At 45.7% G+C, this 16,053-nt stretch carries 19 protein-coding genes; 7 read left to right on the top strand and 12 right to left on the bottom strand.

The features are described from left to right. Positions 1–101: 101 nt before the first annotated feature. Entirely contained in the window at positions 102–704 is a 603-nt protein-coding gene (locus IPM44_01355; protein QQS27204.1) for a hypothetical protein, read from the bottom strand. Between the two features lie 87 nt (positions 705–791). Here IPM44_01355 and rpmE point away from each other — a divergent pair, with 87 nt between their 5' ends. The 5 genes from rpmE (at position 792) to IPM44_01330 (ending at position 4,314) form a co-directional block, all read left to right on the top strand. After that, the gene (gene rpmE, locus IPM44_01350; protein ID QQS27203.1) at positions 792–1,181 is read left to right on the top strand and encodes a 50S ribosomal protein L31; all 390 of its coding nucleotides are present in this window, start codon (positions 792–794) and stop codon (positions 1,179–1,181) included. 73 nt (positions 1,182–1,254) lie between these two features. Further along, on the top strand, positions 1,255–2,316 hold the full coding sequence (prfA, locus tag IPM44_01345) for a peptide chain release factor 1 (GenBank protein ID QQS27202.1): 1,062 nt from the start codon (positions 1,255–1,257) through the stop codon (positions 2,314–2,316). Next, complete coding sequence (gene prmC, locus IPM44_01340) at positions 2,313–3,125, top strand: peptide chain release factor N(5)-glutamine methyltransferase (protein QQS27201.1); 813 nt, start codon at positions 2,313–2,315, stop codon at positions 3,123–3,125. Before prfA ends, prmC begins: the two co-directional genes overlap by 4 nt. Before the next feature lie 238 nt (positions 3,126–3,363). Then, positions 3,364–3,582 carry a hypothetical protein gene (locus IPM44_01335; GenBank protein ID QQS27200.1) on the top strand — a complete coding sequence of 73 codons (219 nt, stop codon included), beginning with the start codon at positions 3,364–3,366 and terminating at the stop codon, positions 3,580–3,582. Between the two features lie 270 nt (positions 3,583–3,852). Continuing rightward, complete coding sequence (locus tag IPM44_01330; GenBank protein QQS27199.1) at positions 3,853–4,314, top strand: hypothetical protein; 462 nt, start codon at positions 3,853–3,855, stop codon at positions 4,312–4,314. 77 nt (positions 4,315–4,391) lie between these two features. Here IPM44_01330 and IPM44_01325 read toward each other — a convergent pair whose 3' ends face one another. From IPM44_01325 to IPM44_01315, 3 genes are read right to left on the bottom strand one after another with little or no spacing between them, the layout of a single operon-like run. Beyond that, positions 4,392–5,606, bottom strand: coding sequence for a trypsin-like peptidase domain-containing protein (locus IPM44_01325; protein QQS27198.1), 1,215 nt, complete (start codon positions 5,604–5,606; stop codon positions 4,392–4,394). A 57-nt stretch (positions 5,607–5,663) separates the two neighbouring features. Continuing rightward, the gene (locus tag IPM44_01320) at positions 5,664–6,443 is read right to left on the bottom strand and encodes a hypothetical protein (GenBank protein ID QQS27197.1); all 780 of its coding nucleotides are present in this window, start codon (positions 6,441–6,443) and stop codon (positions 5,664–5,666) included. 2 nt (positions 6,444–6,445) lie between these two features. Continuing rightward, positions 6,446–7,822: an LCP family protein gene (locus IPM44_01315; GenBank protein ID QQS27196.1), complete on the bottom strand. Its 1,377-nt coding sequence runs from the start codon at positions 7,820–7,822 to the stop codon at positions 6,446–6,448. 76 nt (positions 7,823–7,898) lie between these two features. Here IPM44_01315 and lepB point away from each other — a divergent pair, with 76 nt between their 5' ends. Beyond that, positions 7,899–8,753, top strand: coding sequence for a signal peptidase I (gene lepB, locus IPM44_01310; GenBank protein ID QQS27195.1), 855 nt, complete (start codon positions 7,899–7,901; stop codon positions 8,751–8,753). A 9-nt stretch (positions 8,754–8,762) separates the two neighbouring features. Here the strand turns inward: lepB and IPM44_01305 are convergent, their stop codons facing one another. Both IPM44_01305 and IPM44_01300 read right to left on the bottom strand, forming a co-directional pair. Next, positions 8,763–9,671 (bottom strand): ParB/RepB/Spo0J family partition protein, encoded by a 909-nt coding sequence (locus IPM44_01305; protein QQS27194.1) that lies wholly within the window; start codon positions 9,669–9,671, stop codon positions 8,763–8,765. After that, positions 9,661–10,416, bottom strand: coding sequence for a ParA family protein (locus IPM44_01300; protein QQS27193.1), 756 nt, complete (start codon positions 10,414–10,416; stop codon positions 9,661–9,663). The genes IPM44_01305 and IPM44_01300 overlap by 11 nt, the downstream gene beginning before the upstream one ends. 141 nt (positions 10,417–10,557) lie before the next feature. Between IPM44_01300 and rplU the strand changes: the two genes are divergently transcribed. Next, a complete protein-coding gene (gene rplU / locus IPM44_01295) occupies positions 10,558–10,863 on the top strand; it encodes a 50S ribosomal protein L21 (protein ID QQS27192.1) in 306 nt (101 codons plus the stop codon). Positions 10,864–10,912: 49 nt separating this feature from the next. On the opposite strand, the gene IPM44_01290 is transcribed toward rplU, so the two are convergent. Genes IPM44_01290 through rodA form a run of 6 tightly spaced genes read right to left on the bottom strand, consistent with a single transcriptional unit; the run spans position 10,913 to position 16,051 of the window. Then, complete coding sequence (locus IPM44_01290) at positions 10,913–12,295, bottom strand: alpha/beta fold hydrolase (protein QQS27191.1); 1,383 nt, start codon at positions 12,293–12,295, stop codon at positions 10,913–10,915. 3 nt (positions 12,296–12,298) lie between these two features. Beyond that, the gene (locus tag IPM44_01285) at positions 12,299–12,808 is read right to left on the bottom strand and encodes a GNAT family N-acetyltransferase (protein ID QQS27190.1); all 510 of its coding nucleotides are present in this window, start codon (positions 12,806–12,808) and stop codon (positions 12,299–12,301) included. Continuing rightward, positions 12,808–13,407: a GGDEF domain-containing protein gene (locus IPM44_01280; protein ID QQS27189.1), complete on the bottom strand. Its 600-nt coding sequence runs from the start codon at positions 13,405–13,407 to the stop codon at positions 12,808–12,810. Before IPM44_01280 ends, IPM44_01285 begins: the two co-directional genes overlap by 1 nt. 9 nt (positions 13,408–13,416) lie before the next feature. Continuing rightward, a complete protein-coding gene (gene trxB / locus IPM44_01275; protein ID QQS27188.1) occupies positions 13,417–14,340 on the bottom strand; it encodes a thioredoxin-disulfide reductase in 924 nt (307 codons plus the stop codon). 44 nt (positions 14,341–14,384) lie between these two features. Further along, positions 14,385–14,939 carry a thermonuclease family protein gene (locus IPM44_01270; GenBank protein QQS27187.1) on the bottom strand — a complete coding sequence of 185 codons (555 nt, stop codon included), beginning with the start codon at positions 14,937–14,939 and terminating at the stop codon, positions 14,385–14,387. Then, positions 14,936–16,051 carry a rod shape-determining protein RodA gene (gene rodA / locus IPM44_01265; GenBank protein ID QQS27186.1) on the bottom strand — a complete coding sequence of 372 codons (1,116 nt, stop codon included), beginning with the start codon at positions 16,049–16,051 and terminating at the stop codon, positions 14,936–14,938. Before rodA ends, IPM44_01270 begins: the two co-directional genes overlap by 4 nt. Between the last annotated feature and the right edge of the window lie 2 nt (positions 16,052–16,053).

Below are 16,053 nucleotides of genomic sequence, written 5' to 3'. Positions count from 1 at the left end.
TTTTCTTATTTGAAAGTATCTTTAAAAAATTAACACCCCAGACCAAGCATCAATCAATACCCCTTTAAAAAACCACAAGCTACTTAAAGTCTAGAGTAAATTTAAGACCGCTCTGGCGATGGAGCCTGATCGGTATAACCAGGATAATTTAGATCTTCTGGGTAGCGCTCTGGGTTGGTGGCCTGCGCACGACGATAGTCATTCACCGCTTGGTTTTTATAAGCCTCTTCGTTGGTGTAATAATGATTGCGAGCCTCTATATCATTTCGATGATAACCTAGCTCAGCTGTATCAGCCTTCCGCTCTTCCGAATGTATCCATTCTCCGGATTCATCCCTGCGCTTTTCAAGAATTTTTTGAGCCTCCAATAACACTGCTCTGTCCATTAAATTCTCCGGATCAGTATCGTCAAAGGCGAATTTTAGCTCCCAAATTGCATTGTGTGCATCACCAAACCTCTCACGACTATCTCGAGCATTTTCTTGGTGTGTTTCGCGCATCGTATTAAATCCTCTGTGATCACGACGCAAGGAGTCTGCTTCCTCGCCTACCTCATTATTCTCAAAGTGCGTAGCTAAACCACGATCCGGATTGCCAGTTCCAATTGTTTGATACTCTCCTAGATTTGGCCTCAAATCTGGCACCGACGGCTTAAAATCTCGCTGGCTATCTGAGGCATGCTCTGGATTATGTGGCTCTGGCATTATTTTTTCCTTTTTTAATTAAGTTTGTTATGCTTAATTATATTCATCCTTGACCCAAGCTGTCAAACCTGGTAAGATACTGAGGTTATGAAAGCTAATATTCATCCAGATTGGGTCGAAACCAAGGTTACTTGCCTGGGTTGCGACACTACTTTTTCGAGCCACTCTACTGTCCCAGAAATCACTGTAGAAATTTGCTCAAATTGCCATCCGTTCTACACCGGCAAGCAAAAACTCGTCGACACCGCGGGTCGAGTTGATCGCTTTGAAGCTTTGCGCAAAAAAAGTGGTGAGTTAAAACAGTCTGCCAAGCCAAAAACTACCAAGAAAGAAAAGGCCACTAAGACGCCCAAAGATGCTAAAACTTCACTAAAAGAAATTAAGGCCGAACTTAAAGATCACACCGTCGATACCGTAACAAAAGATACTAAAAAATCTACCAAGCCCGCAGCCAAAGCCAAAGCTGACGGAGAATAATCTTTTTAAAGTTTAGAAAGGCGCCCTACAGCTGGGCGTCTTTCTGCTGTAAAATGAAATTAATCAAAATACCATGATTGACCAAGCCACCATCGACAAACTTAACATCCGTCTCGCCGAGCTCGAGGCCGAGCTTGCGCGCCCCGAAATCTATGCCAGCGCCAAAGCAGCTAGTTTGGTGCACGAACAACGTGATTTACAGAGTCGGCTAGAGCTGTTTCTTGATGTACAGAAGACCGAAGCCGAACTAAAAGACGCCAAAGCCCTAGCTAATGATGCGGAAATGGGTGAGCTAGCACGAGCTGAAGTTCCTGAGCTTGAAACAAAGCTGGAAGGCCTCCAAGATAAAGTTCGAACCGCCCTCGTGCCTGCCGACCCCAATGATAATAAAACTGCTATTATCGAAATCCGGGCCGGTGCCGGTGGCGATGAAAGCTCACTCTTTGCCGGCGAGCTCGCGCGCATGTATGGCCGATTTGCCGAAACCCACAACCTAAAGCTAACTATGCTCTCGGAAAGCCCCAATGAAGTCGGTGGCTATAAAGAAATCATCATCGAGGCTTCCGGCCTAGAAGCTTATGGCCAATTTAAATACGAATCTGGCGTACATCGAGTCCAACGCGTACCAGCCACCGAAAGTCAGGGCCGCATTCATACCTCCACCGTAACTGTTGCCGTACTGCCAGAAGCCGAGGAAACCGAGCTGGAGATTGCCGATAATGAAGTTCGAGTTGATGTTTATCGCTCCTCCGGACATGGCGGACAAAGTGTTAACACCACCGACTCAGCCGTCCGTCTTACCCACCTGCCAACCGGTATTGTGGTAACCTGCCAGGATGAGAAGAGCCAGATTAAAAACCGAGCTAAAGCTATGAATGTTTTGCGTTCTCGCCTGCTAGCTCTAGAAGAGGAAAAGCGTCGCCAGGAGCTTGGTGATGCCAGGCTTTCACAAATCGGTACCGGTGACCGCTCTGAGAAGATTCGCACATATAACTTCCCTCAAGACCGCATCACTGATCACCGCATTAGCTTCACCACCCATGGCCTAACGCGGTTTATGGATGGTGCACTAGATGAACACCACGAAGCCCTTAAACAAGCTGACATTGATCAAGCTCTCGCCAAGCAAACATGAAAATTTGTGACTTTTTAGAATCTACCCGGGCTACTCTTAAGGCCGCCAACATTGAGGGCGCACAAACTGACGCTGAAGTCATACTGGCCCACACACTAGAGCGAGACCGAGCCTGGTTACTAGCTCATCATGATACGATTTTGAGTCAAACTGAGCTAAACCTAGCTCAAAGCTATGTTAATAAACGAGCTGGTCGTATTCCGATGAGCTACGTTTTGGGTGTGCGAGAGTTTGCAGGACTAGAGTTTAAGATAGACGAACGTGCCCTCACGCCACGCGTGGAAACCGAGACGATTGTTGCCGAAGTAATTAAACACGCGCCACAAGGAGCGCGAGTGCTCGATATTGGTACAGGCTCCGGAGCGATGGCAATTGCAATAAAGTACTTGCGATCAGACCTGCGCGTTATCGCTAGTGAGGTGAGCCTCAACGCACTGGAGCTGGCTCGGGAGAACGCAAAAACTCTTCTCGGCAATGATACCAAAATTGAATTCATACAGTCTGACCTATTTGATAACATCGACGGCAAGTTTGACGTCATCGTAGCAAACTTGCCCTATGTAACGCACAAGATGGAGCTAATGCCCGAAGTGCAAAATGAACCAGCTGTGGCATTATTTGGTGGCGCAGATGATGGATTAGATTTATACCGAAAATTCTTTGCCGATCTACCAGACTTCATCTATAACAAACCCCAAGTCTGGACCGAATCAGACCCCTGGCAACAAGACGAGCTCATCAAGCTCGCCAAAACCTCTGGCCTCACGAAGATTTTTCAAGACTACTTCATACTGGGCTTTAATAAATAGTACCCCAAAACTATTGACTTTTTATATTAGTTATGCTATTATATTTAGCATCATCTTCTATAAAAAGATGAGCACCTTCCTACCTTACCTTCCTCTTGATACCCAAAGAAATCGGGCTCGAGACAACCGTAAGCACCCCGTTTAGTTACGCTTACTGTTTGGATCCCGATTTTTAAAAGATCGAGGAAGGGCAGATGCATCAGCCCTGGCACTGCGCCGAAGATGCAAGGAGGGCGCAATGAGCGACAGACAAGAGCAGGTGGCCGAGGTGGTGGCGGTGGCGATCAGCTTCGCCATAACCGTCGGCGCTTTCTGGGTGATTGACACCTGGGAAGGTGTCGCCGATGTGATCGGCTATGCGATCGCCATGGTGGGCTTTCTCTTCTTCTTGGTGGCCTTCAAGGTCGCACTCGAAGAAGGCGCTCGCCGTGAGCGTGAGCGTCGCAACCGACGCTAACTCGACTTTCACCTCTCCCCCGGAGGTAAAATCGACTGTGAAGTCGAAGTGTCTTTTAAAAATAGACGCGAGGGAGGCGCCATGGCAGTTGGCGATGAGTATACAATCTCTACCTAAAAAGAGATCAAGATACAACTGCCCCAACAAGCACCCGTTCATCCTGCCCTGCAGGTATTACATGGGTGCTTTTCCTTTTGTGTCTTGTATTGACTTTTAACTGTAAATATTGTAATATACATACCGCACCATCGAGCGAAAGGCTCTAAAAAAATGCCTACGAACAAGCAGAAAGTCCGGCCCGTACTAGCCCTCATGATCTTCTCCGCCTCCCTAATGGGGCTACAGGCGATCTTCGAGCTCGCCTGCGAAACAAATTCGCGTAGCATCATCAACGCCACGTACGTCCTGACCGTTCTGGGGTCCAGCACCGGTCTGCTCGTTGCTGCCCTAATCACAGCACGAGCCTTCCACAACCAACCTCTCTTCCCGGAATTCCCACTCTGGATGAAGCTCTGCACCTTCTACGCGACCTGCATGGTAGCAACTGGTGTGTTGAGTTTCGTCTTCACTGGCGATACCTGGCAAGACCGGATGAATCGTCGAGCACTCGAGCAAACCAGCAACGTCATTGCAATCAATGTAGCGATGATGCTGGTTGGTCTCGCCTGGTTCGGCGCCATGTGGATCACCGATCTGCGCAACTCCAAAAAGGGTCACGACCTCCACGCCTGACCCGCGAGCTCTCCGTAAACTCTCCACACCCGCCCGAACATCTTGTTTGGGTGGGTACTTTCTTTTTATTTTCTGCTTTACTCAGTTGCTTGTGGAGCTTCTTCGAGCTTCACGTCTACTGTCTGCTCCTTACCTTCGCGCCAATAAGTTACTTTTACAGTATCGCCCGGGCTATAAGTTACAATCACGCTCTGTAGCGGATTCTCACGTGTCACTTCCTTGTCGTTAATTTTAGTGATAATATCACCCTCACGCAAACCAGCCTTAGCACCTGGCGAACCAGCTACCACTGCAATAGTTTGGTCATCACCACGCAAAAGTGCACCTTGTTTGACGGGCAAGCCATTGCGCTCGGCAAAACTATCGGTCAACATCACGTAGCGTACACCAATATAAGGTCGGACTATTACACCACGAGTTTGAACCGACTCCAAGGCGCCTTTAACCTGATTAATCGGAATAGCGAAGCCAATATTTTGAGCGTTATTGCCGCTTGCTACCGCCGTATTAATGCCAATTACCTGACCGTCTATATTAAGCAGAGGTCCACCTGAATTACCCGGATTGATTGCGGCGTCAGTCTGAAAGAGATTGGTTAAAGTCTCGGTATTCCCCTGTCCATCCGAAGCCTGCACGGGGCGTTGCTTACCAGATATAACGCCAGTAGTAACAGTATTGCTATACTCACCCAGTGCATTACCAATCGCAATCGCCTTCTGCCCTACCTCAACATTTTCAGAATCACCCAGCTCAGCGGCTGGCAGGCCTGTCGCCTCAACCTTTACAAAAGCAATATCGTTAGTACTATCAACAGCTAAAATCTTACCCTGAAATTGCTTGCCATCAGTATTGGTAACGGTAACCGTACTGGCTCCCTGCACTACATGCTTATTGGTTAAAATTAGCCCATCAGAGCTGACAATTACGCCCGTACCAGCACCTTCCTGCTCTTGAGCACCAAAGAAACTCTGCACGGTGGTGGAAGTATTAATCGATACTACACTCGGCCCAACCTTCTTTACTAAATCAATCGTGGCTGAATTTTCCTGTAAAGTAACTTGCTTAGATTGCTCAACGGCATTTTTTTGACCGACCGGCATAAAGCGCATAAAAAGCGCCGCCCCTAGAACACCAGCCACAAATGCTAGAAGTACAGTCAGCCCCCAGCCGGGTCCACCACCCGACTTATTTACTGGTTTTTTTGCCACATCTAAATTTATCGGCGGCCCTGACGAAACACTGCTCACATTACTCGTTTTATCTTTTTTCAATCGACTTGATTCTTCTTGCATTCATTCCTCCATCTCTATATATGACACCCCAAGCTGAGAGTTAACTTAAATCTTAAACTACATTCCCGTCATTACCAGCAATACTATCAGTAAAAACCCACAAATCATACCATACTCAACCACCAGCTTTTTTGATAGCTTGCGTCGGGAGTGTAGTGTGAGCATACTACCCCAAGTATATGCAATAACTGCCAGAAATAATGCCGTCCGTGAGACCACCAAGAGAGTTAGCGGGATGGTATAAAATACCAATGCAGAACTTGCTATTACTAACATCTCTACTGCTATAAGCGACCAAACAGCCGCTAAAAACGAATTATGATAACCTATTCGCTCCAGCCAATAATGCACCACAATATAATTTACCAACCAGGCAATAATAATAGTTATAAAGCCAGCTACCGCATCGCGACTGAGCATTAAAACCCATGTTGTATTGACTAGTAGTAATAACAGAGCTGTAAAGCCGGTTTGAGTATGGGCAACCTGACTCCTAAACTGCATTAATAAATATCGTATCTGCAGAACAAAAATAATTATCAAAAAACCAGCCTGTTGCCACAATGGCAGCTCATACGTTAGCTGTAATAAGCCGAGATAAAGCTGACCAAAGACTACTAAAATAACCGGCTCAAGCGAGCGAGTAAAAACTATCCTACCTGATCGCTGCACTAAAAGCCGAGACACCGTAACAACAGTAATGGTGGTGGTTGCAATAACCGCCAGCCAAACCCACGATCCACCCAACATTGTTATGCCTAGTGCAACCGCCAAACACAGAATGTGAGTAATCAATATGCGCTGTGATGGTGTTAAGAAATTCCCCCTACGGACCACTGTTAATCTCCATTTTTGATATTATTCTTACTACCAATAATCAGAGTAACACCTTCGCCATGAGCCGTACTCTCACTGGCAGTCAGCCCAAATCGAGCCTCAAGATAACGTCTGGTATATTTTGCCTTACCGCCAGTACCGTCAATTAGTTCTGAATTAGTTTTCGGTTCAACTTTCTGCACTTCAACAACCTTATAACCATACCCCTTAAGGCGCTCTACCGTAGCCGTAACAAGCTTAGGGTTAGTCGAAGCATCAATAATTGTCACCGGTACTTTCTCATCGGCAATATGTCTATCATAAAACAAACTATGGGTAAAATTCCGAATATGATCAAACTTTCCATCACCTTCCACCGGAATTACCACACTAGCTCCGGCAATCGTAGCGGTTTGCACCAATTTTTCACTCTCAGAATCAATGACTTTAGAGCGAACTTGCTCAGACTTCACATCTTTTAAGATATCGGCTAAACGTGTCAACTCAGCCATTGTTAAATCGGTTCTAATATGCGATCCAGCCGTATCAATAACATTAGCTAATTTAGTTGGGTTAGTTAGCGTGGAGAGTTGTAGGGCCTTTTTCCGTAACGCCATCAAAACTTGCTGCTGTCGGCTGGCACGACCAAAATCATCACCACAATTCCCCTTACGACATCGCGCATACTGCAAAGCCAGCGATCCATTCATAGCCTGCGTACCAGACTGCAATGAAAAACCACAGGCCCGTCTTTCATCTTTTTCGCAAGGATATTCTGGATCCAACAGAGCTTGAGGGACATCAACCGACACACCACCCAAAACATCAACTACCTTTTTAAAACCCGTAAAATCGACCCTTAAATAATTATGAATTGGAATATCCAAAACTTGCCCAACTACTTCTTTTGAAAGATTTGGCCCTTCTCCTACCTTTTTTAGTTCACCAAAGGCATGCGCGGCATTTATCTTGTTCTTGCCATTTTTGGGAATTGATACGTACAAATCGCGAGGCAAAGACAACATCGCAACATCTTTTGTCTCAGGATCAATACTAGCAACTATCATGGTGTCAGCAAGAGTAGAACCAGCATGCCCAGCATCTCCAACGCCAAGCAAGAGGATATTTACTCTGCCATCAGCTTCAGTTTTAGAATCAAACTCAGTGTCTTTTTTAGTGAGCACCTCACTCGATACGCCAGTATGAGTCTGTACAATCGACTTGTAGGCATAGAGACTTTTAGCCAATAACACTATTGGTACGGCCAGTAGAAAAACTACCAAAACAGCTACTATAATCTTAGAGCGACGTGAAAATCTTCGTTTTCGAAACGCTGTATACGAACCATTTTCAGCCACAGGATGTTGGTTTGAATCTTCTGCACGTTTTCGCAATAGCATAAGTATAGTATATAGGAGGATGCACTAGTTCGAAAACCAATGCACAGAAACGAAGATTCAGCTATACTGGATATGTATGACCGACCCAAACCAAATTAATGGGCAGACTCCAGCCAGCCCTAACCCAGCAACGGCGGGGCCAAATCAGGTGCCAGTTAGCCAATTGTCTCAACCTGTACCACTATCTCAGAGAGTAGAAAGTGAGCCACAAGCTACCATTATACCGCCGCCCAACCAGACACCAATAGGCACCACTCCAACTCCAGCTCCAGCTAATCCTCCAGCCCCAGAGCCTGTAAATAATGATGCGGATAATAATTCTGAAACTGAAGAAGAAGCTGAAAAACCCCTATGGCGTCGCCTTGTTAGTTTTCTAATCTCCTGGGTGCTAATTCCAGCTGGGCTGGTCTTTATTGTTCATAACTTCATCTTTCAGGCCTGGTACGTCGATGGACAGTCGATGGAGCCAACCTTCCAAAATGGTAATTATCTCATTGTTTCAAAGTTTGATGTTAGCTGGAAAAAACTCACCGGCCAATCATCCAAACTCGACATTCATCGAGGCCAGGTACTTATTTTTAATCCACCAGATTTTCCCACCGATATCTACTTTATCAAGCGAGCTATCGGCCTGCCGGGTGAGAGAGTCGTCATTAAGAATGGCACTGTCACTATTTTTAACAACGATCATCCCACTGGCGTTGTTTTAAATGAAAGCTATGTTGGCAATATTGCACTGGAAGGTGAAGTTGACACCACTGTAGGTGAAGGTGAAGTATTTGTTTTAGGTGATAACCGTAATCCACAAGCTAGCCAAGACTCGCGCTATTTTGGCCCAATTCCGATGAACCGAATGGTTGGTACGGCTTCTCTACGACTACTCCCAGTTTATGAGTTTGGCCAACTCTCACCACCACAATATAGTATGTAACTACTATAGCTAAACTAGAGTCTCGCCAGTAATATCTTCATATATTCTGGTCAGCTCTTCTTGAGAGTAGAAACGGATAACTACACGCCCACCCTGAGCATTATTAAGAACCTCTACTTTGGTGCCTAGATGCTTTTCCAGCCCATCAATTATCGACTGATAATCTGATATTTTCTTCTCTACCCGCTTAGATATTAACTCCTTATCCTGTTTCCAATTGCGAGCAATCTCTTCAGCTTGGCGGACCGTCATTTCTTGATGAGTTATCATATCCAACATCTTCAACTGATCTTTAGAGTCCTCGATAGTTAGAATGGCTCGCGCCTGCCCTTCAACAATCTGCCCTTCCTGTAGGGCTTTTTTTGCCTCATACGGCAGCTTAAGAAGTCGCAATATATTACGCACAGTTGGAGCTGCCTTACCAACTCGCCCGGCAATTGCCTCTGTCGTTAAATTAAACTGATCGATCAGTTTCTGGTAAGCTACAGCTAACTCCAGTGGTGATAGCTCGGCTCGCTGGATATTTTCAATCACTGCCACTTCTAACTGTTGCTGTTCATCAAAACTACGCAAAATTACTGGTACGGTTTTCTTGCCAGCTAACTTTGAAGCACGTAGGCGACGCTCACCAGCAATTAACTGGTAACGATCACCCTGTTTTGTTGCAACTAGTGGCTGAACAACACCATGTTCTTTAATTGATGCAGCCAAATCAGCCAAATCCTCTTCTCGAAACTCCTTCCGTGGCTGAAATGGGTTAGGATCGACTAAGCCAACTGATATTTTATGAATGGCATCTTCACTCTCCAGATGTAGAGTTTCAGAAACTTCACGACTGGCAAACTCATCTACTTCGGTTGGGATTAGTGCATCTAATCCGCGCCCTAATCGACTTGGCTTTGAAGCTTTAGCTGACACGTGTGAGTACCTCCTTGGCAAGCGCTTTATAGGCCCTAGCCCCCTTACTAAATCTGTCATAATCCACTATCGCCTTTGCATGGCTCGGGGCTTCAGCCAGTCGAATATTGCGCGGGATCACTGTTGAGCATACCATATCGGGAAAGTGACGCTCCACTTCTTGCGCTACCGCTTGCGATAGTGATGTTCGAGCAGTATGCATCGTCAGTACAACACCAACCAACTCCAAAGTAGGGTTAAGGGCCTGCTTAACCCGTTGCATAGTTGCCAAAAGTTGCCCTAAGCCCTCCAGTGCATAATATTCAGCCTGCACCGGAATCAGCAACCGATTGGCTGCCACTAAGCCATTTACGGTCAGAAGACCTAGCGATGGCGGACAATCAATCAAGACTATGTCGTATGGAGCATTAGTGAGGGCTTGTTTTAAGCGTGATTCCCGTTGGTCTATTTTAGTTAATTCCACCTCAGCCGCTGCTAGTACTGCGCTAGCCGGAATAATCGACAAGTTTTTATACTTTGTCTTGTACGTTACGCTCCCCAACGGCACTGCGTCAACCAGTACGTCATATAATGAGTGATTAAGATTTTGCTTATCAATGCCTAAGCCCGAACTCGCATTACCTTGCGGGTCTAAATCCACAATTAGAACTCGCTTACCAACCCGCGCCATATAGGCACCGAGATTTACTGTGGTTGTTGTTTTACCAACACCACCTTTTTGATTTGCAACTGCAATAATAACCACGAAAGTCTGTCTTCACCCTCTCTTAATCTTTATTCTAGTATACCAAGAAACTGAAGTTTCTTTATAGTAATTCAGGCAAGTATTTACATTTTTACCCAAACCTGATAGAATACTTTATTGTTGTCCTAAACGAGAAAGAATATGTTAGCAGTAATTCAAGCCGGAAATCACCAATACCTAGTCGAAAAGGGTCAGACCATTGAGACCGAGCTATTGGGCGAAGAGAAAAATATTACTTTTGAACCACTCTTAGTTATTGATGGTGATAAAGTACAAGTTGGCACACCACATGTTGCCGGTGCAAAAGTAGTGGCCTCAGTACGCACCGCTGATAAACAGTCAGATAAAGTGATGGTCCTAAAGTATAAGGCCAAAAAGCGCCAAAAAACTATGCGCGGACACCGTCAACATAAGACCGTGCTAATAATTGACTCAATTACCGCCTAAAAACATATAAGCACGTGCTGATAAAAACCCCGTCCTAAGCGGGTGTTTTTTATTGGCAGTCGTTTGGAGTCTGAGTGCCAGCCCCAACTGCCCTCATCCAATTGACCGAATCGTTAAAGCTCTGTGCCATCGTTGTGTAATGAGTTGCACTAGGATAACGCTTAAAGGTTATGGTGCTACCTAGCCGACACAGGCGGCTCACGGCATCCTGTGATTGGCCTGGCAACACCACATTATCGAGCTGGCCATGAAAAATTGCCTTTTTACTATCGGTTTTTACATCGGCTGTAAGATTTTCTTGCATACGTGCATCGAACTCTTTAGATATACTTGCCACCGAACCAGTCTGCATTGCAGCAATAAATTGAGGAGTATAAACCCGACCAATACTCTTATTGCCCCAATAGGTAATATTGGTGTCAATACAATTTCTAGCTATATCACCGGCTAGATTCTCGGCGTATGGTGACATTAAAATTTGTGAAACCGGATACGTTTCCTTATACCAATCGCTGTAGCTATATAGTAAATAAGGCCCAAACCAGAGGATATTAGCCCCCTGCGTCGTATCGGTTAAAGTCCGCCTTACATCTGTAACCGGACCAAACCCAATCACGCCCTTAATCTTAATTTCAGGCGCATAGGTTGAGGCAATTTCATCCGCCCAATAAGCAGCATGTCCACCCTGCGAATAGCCACCCATAATAACTGCCTCGGTGTTAGCCCTATCTTTAGTGAGCGGAAGATTCCCAAGTGCCCGAACGGAATCCAACACCGCTCGACCCTCCAGTGCACCAACCATGTAATGATGCATTCTCGCAGGGTCACGCATACCCTCGTAGTCGGTAATAACCGTAGCGTAGCCCTGTGCCGCATAAGCAGCCATGTGGCTGGGATAATTACCCCATGCTCGCCTAGAAGATTGTTCCACCGATGATGCACACTGATCATCAATGCCGGTTGTACCAGGTGCAAAGGCAAATATTGGTAAGCTGGCCGTAGTACTTGTTGCCGGAAGAAAAACCCTAGCATATACCTGAACCGTCTGACCATTTGTATCATGCATGGTGTAGCGAAATACTTGCGTCTTCACCGGTGTGGCTGGGCCGGCGTAGCTCTTATTAGTCTGTCGAATAAGTTGTAGTGTCTGCTCGGCCGTATAACTCACTACCTCGCCTTGCTCAACCACTTTGCCAGATGATGCTTGAGTAGACTTCTGAATTGTTTTATTTTTAGTTGTAACTGACTGCCGTTGCACTACCGCACTGCCCTGCAAGAAAAGCCAGATCATACCCCCAGCCATAACTAGCAAGCCATAGATCAACCAACGATGGCCACGCATAGATCTCGATCGATCACTTTGTGGCGACTGTCGACCACCACCCTCATAACCTCGACTATACACTGCCCGTTTACGAAAAAGCTTTTTCATATTCTAGATTCTATACTCCATAATCACCATATCCACACCGCCCACCAGTCCGGCCACCCGCCGACGTGGAATAAAGCCATACTTAGCATAAAATGACTCCTTATCATGAGTAACCAACTCCAAGGTCTCCTTATTACGGTCGCGAGCAATCTGAATTGCCGCCTGCAAAAGACTTTCGCCAGCTCCACTACCTCGAAAGTCGGGGACCACATACATCCAAAATAAGTAAGCCCGAGCCTGCTGAAACCGCACTAAACAATACCCAATATCCTGGATATTATTAGCCAGCAAGAAAAAATGAGCCCTCGGTGAAATGCAGGCTTTGGCTAGACGAGGAATATTATGTTGATGCCGTAACTTAGCTCGATACTCAACTGGAAAATAACTAAAGGCATCATCAACAGAATGAACAAAAATATTGTGCATTGCGCGAATATCTTTTAGACCCATAGTCCGTAATTGCAAGCCATCGCTCACCTTACTACCCGATGGCGCAACCGCCGATGCAAGCATTAACCCACCACTACCTTATTGCGCCCCGTTTCTTTTGCTTTATATAGTGCATTATCGGCCGCCTTTAGTGTTTGGTGTATATTCCGCGCCGGAGTCAGCTCAGCCACACCAAGACTGGCTGTTACACTTAATGTACTATCCCCGGCTTGAAACTCGTGACTCTCAATAATTGAACGTAAATCATCGGCAATTCGCTGGGCATGTTCAATGCTTGCACCCGGTAGCCCCACTACAATCTCTTCACCGCCATAACGCCCGACAATATCTAGCTGGCGTACTCGCTCTCGAATTAAATCTGCTGTCTGGCGTAAGACTTCATCTCCAGCATCATGGCCGTACGTATCATTAACTTTTTTGAAGTGATCAATATCTAGAAAAATAATTGTTAACGATTTTATAATTACCGATCGACGTTTATCGGGATGCTTATATTGATACATCACTTCACTGGCAATCGCTTCAAGATATTCCATAAGACCACGACGGTTAAAGATCTGCGTCAACTCATCGGTCACCAACCGTTGGTGCAATTCTCTAACTTGAGCCTGTAAGGCTGCAATTCGCTCTTTATATACCTTAATGTCTTCTGCCTGCGCCATATCCAATACCTAACCCTGATTACCTAAAAAATGCTCGGCTTCCAGCGCTGCTCGACAGCCATCACCAGCCGCCGTAATGGCTTGTCGATAGCGCTTATCCGCTACATCACCAGCCGCAAATATGCCATCAATATTGGTGAAAACATTATCGCGCACCACAACATAGCCTTTATTATCAAGTTCAATTATACCTTTTATAAAATTAGTTGCTGGAATATGGCCGATGGCTACAAATAGACCAGCACAATCGATAATCTGCTTTTTATCTGTCTGCAAATTGGTAATTTCTACTCCAGACACCATATTCTCACCCAACACATCGGTAACTGCACTATGCCAGATAAACTCAATTTTAGGATGAGATTTAGCCCGTTCTTGCATAATTTTACTGGCCCGCAACTCTCCTCGTCGGTGCACAACCGTTACTTTATCGGCAAACTTCGTCAATGTTAGCGCCTCCTCCATAGCGGTATCGCCACCACCTACAACAACCACGTGCTTACCTTGGAAAAAATATCCATCACAGGTAGCGCAAGCCGATATGCCTTTAGCCATCAAGCGCGTCTCGTTCTCTAGCCCCAACCATCTAGCCTGTGCACCAGTAGCAATAATAATCGTTTTAGCCTGTACCTTTTTACCGTTACGTACCTGCACAGTATGTGGGATACCTGGCTCAACCGCATCAATAAACTCATCCACCATCTCAACTTCAAATCGCTTAGCCTGAGCCTTCATCTCTTCCATTAAATCAGGCCCCATAACTCCGTCTCGAAAGCCCGGAAAGTTTTCAACCTCGCTCGTCAGCAATAGCTGTCCGCCAGCTACATCCCCAGCAAATATTATCGTCTTTAAAGCTGCGCGTGCAGTATAAATCGCCGCCGTATAAGCCGCTGGACCACTACCGATAATCAGTACATCATAAACTTTACTCATAGGCTTATTATACTTGAGTTAAGCCACCCTCTGCTAGTTAAACATTAAGATGACGTATCGCCATTGCAAGTATTTGGCGACCACAAACCTTTTCCCTGGTCACGAGCCGAAGCTTCAGCCGACTGAAACTCAGACTGATACTTATACGGCTTACTCTGATAGGTGTACTCGTGGGCATAGCCTTGCATTACAAGCTCTTGATTTATAAATAGCCCATCATCACGGCGCACATAAGCAAGTAGCCGATCATAACGATCACGCTCACCCTGTGATGGATCTATCTCGAGACGCACACGCCTTCCATCTAATAACGCATGGGTGTAACGGCTGGCCTCTTGCCCAAAACACTGAACTGGCTTACGCGGGTCTTTCGTCTCGGGTGTATCAATGCCTATCAGCCGAACTTTCTCAATTACTCCGTTGCGCCGAACACTGATTGTATCACCATCAAAAACTTCTACAACTGGTAAAGTATCAGAAGAAGTCATACCCGACCCTGGATCTTTTTCTGGAAACGCTTGCACTATAACCGCCGTAAGCAATACTGTAATAACAATATAGCCAAGCTTAGCTAATTGCCGTCGTGTAATCCGCCTCATACCGATTCATCCTTCAGGCGACGCTTTGTTTCCCGATGGCGTGCTACCGAAAGTACAACCCCTAAAATAAGAAAGTTTGTTAACATACTTGTTCCGCCGGCTGAAATTAATGGTAGAGGTATCCCGGTGACTGGCATTATTCCCATATTCATTCCAATATTAATCAAGACATGAAAAAGCAACATGCTAGCTGTGCCGATGCAAATAAAGCTACCAAAGCGATCCATCGACTCGGTACTAAGAATATAAATTCGAATTATCAATATTCCATACAAGATAATTGCCAAAGCAGCCCCTAAAAAGCCTAATTTCTCTGCTAAAACTGCAAAAATAAAATCTGTATGCTGTGACGGCAAGAAATTGAGTTGACTTTGACTACCCGATGAAAGCCCACGACCAGTCCAGCCACCACTTCCAACCGCAATGATCGCCTGCGTGACATTGTAGCCCGTACCTAGTTTATCGGCCTGTGGATTAAGTAGTACATCAATACGGTTTTGTTGATAGGGTGCCAATAATGAATAAACAATCGGTAGCGACACCGCACCAGCAGCTGCGCCAGCAACCAAATAGCGCTTTTTGACACGTGACGCCAAAGTCATGCTAAGCCAAATTACAAATAGCACCAACCCAGTCCCCAAATCGGGCTGAATCACAACTAGCATCATTGGAACAGCTAAAATAATAATTGAATATATAAAATACCGCATCTGATGCGAGCGACTATATACATTTGAATAATAAGCGGCTAACACAAGAATCAGTGCCAACTTGGCAAATTCAGATGGCTGAAACTGAAAGAAACCGATACTAATCCAGCGCTGAGCCCCTAGAGCCGAGAAACCAATGAAATCAACCGCTGCAAGGCTGACTACCATTAAGACATATAAAACTACAGCATAGCTTTTAAAGAATCGATAATCTATCCGCGCCACAACAATACCCGCGAGTAGTCCAATACCAGCATATAAAAATTGCCTGGAAGCATCTATCTCGCTTTTTACTTCACCAGCCTTTATCCCAGACGAGTACAACACCAACAGGCCGAGTGAGACAATCAGGAATACCGATGTAGCAATGACCCAATCTATCTGGCGCAGACCCCTCCTCACAA

The sequence above is a fragment of the bacterium genome, assembly GCA_016700035.1.
Classification (GTDB): domain Bacteria; phylum Patescibacteriota; class Saccharimonadia; order CAILAD01.
Note: the sequence above shows the minus strand (reverse complement) of the source record. Positions and strands in the feature narration are given on the sequence as shown.

What these genes read in the sequence shown, in the direction of transcription:
- IPM44_01355 (QQS27204.1), bottom strand. Translation starts at nt 704, where the DNA reads ATGCCAGAGCCACATAATCCAGAGCATGCCTCAGATAGCCAGCGAGAT.
- rpmE (QQS27203.1), top strand. Translation starts at nt 792, where the DNA reads ATGAAAGCTAATATTCATCCAGATTGGGTCGAAACCAAGGTTACTTGC.
- prfA (QQS27202.1), top strand. Translation starts at nt 1,255, where the DNA reads ATGATTGACCAAGCCACCATCGACAAACTTAACATCCGTCTCGCCGAG.
- prmC (QQS27201.1), top strand. Translation starts at nt 2,313, where the DNA reads ATGAAAATTTGTGACTTTTTAGAATCTACCCGGGCTACTCTTAAGGCC.
- IPM44_01335 (QQS27200.1), top strand. Translation starts at nt 3,364, where the DNA reads ATGAGCGACAGACAAGAGCAGGTGGCCGAGGTGGTGGCGGTGGCGATC.
- IPM44_01330 (QQS27199.1), top strand. Translation starts at nt 3,853, where the DNA reads ATGCCTACGAACAAGCAGAAAGTCCGGCCCGTACTAGCCCTCATGATC.
- IPM44_01325 (QQS27198.1), bottom strand. Translation starts at nt 5,606, where the DNA reads ATGCAAGAAGAATCAAGTCGATTGAAAAAAGATAAAACGAGTAATGTG.
- IPM44_01315 (QQS27196.1), bottom strand. Translation starts at nt 7,822, where the DNA reads ATGCTATTGCGAAAACGTGCAGAAGATTCAAACCAACATCCTGTGGCT.
- lepB (QQS27195.1), top strand. Translation starts at nt 7,899, where the DNA reads ATGACCGACCCAAACCAAATTAATGGGCAGACTCCAGCCAGCCCTAAC.
- rplU (QQS27192.1), top strand. Translation starts at nt 10,558, where the DNA reads ATGTTAGCAGTAATTCAAGCCGGAAATCACCAATACCTAGTCGAAAAG.
- IPM44_01290 (QQS27191.1), bottom strand. Translation starts at nt 12,295, where the DNA reads ATGAAAAAGCTTTTTCGTAAACGGGCAGTGTATAGTCGAGGTTATGAG.
- IPM44_01285 (QQS27190.1), bottom strand. Translation starts at nt 12,808, where the DNA reads ATGCTTGCATCGGCGGTTGCGCCATCGGGTAGTAAGGTGAGCGATGGC.
- IPM44_01280 (QQS27189.1), bottom strand. Translation starts at nt 13,407, where the DNA reads ATGGCGCAGGCAGAAGACATTAAGGTATATAAAGAGCGAATTGCAGCC.
- trxB (QQS27188.1), bottom strand. Translation starts at nt 14,340, where the DNA reads ATGAGTAAAGTTTATGATGTACTGATTATCGGTAGTGGTCCAGCGGCT.
- IPM44_01270 (QQS27187.1), bottom strand. Translation starts at nt 14,939, where the DNA reads ATGAGGCGGATTACACGACGGCAATTAGCTAAGCTTGGCTATATTGTT.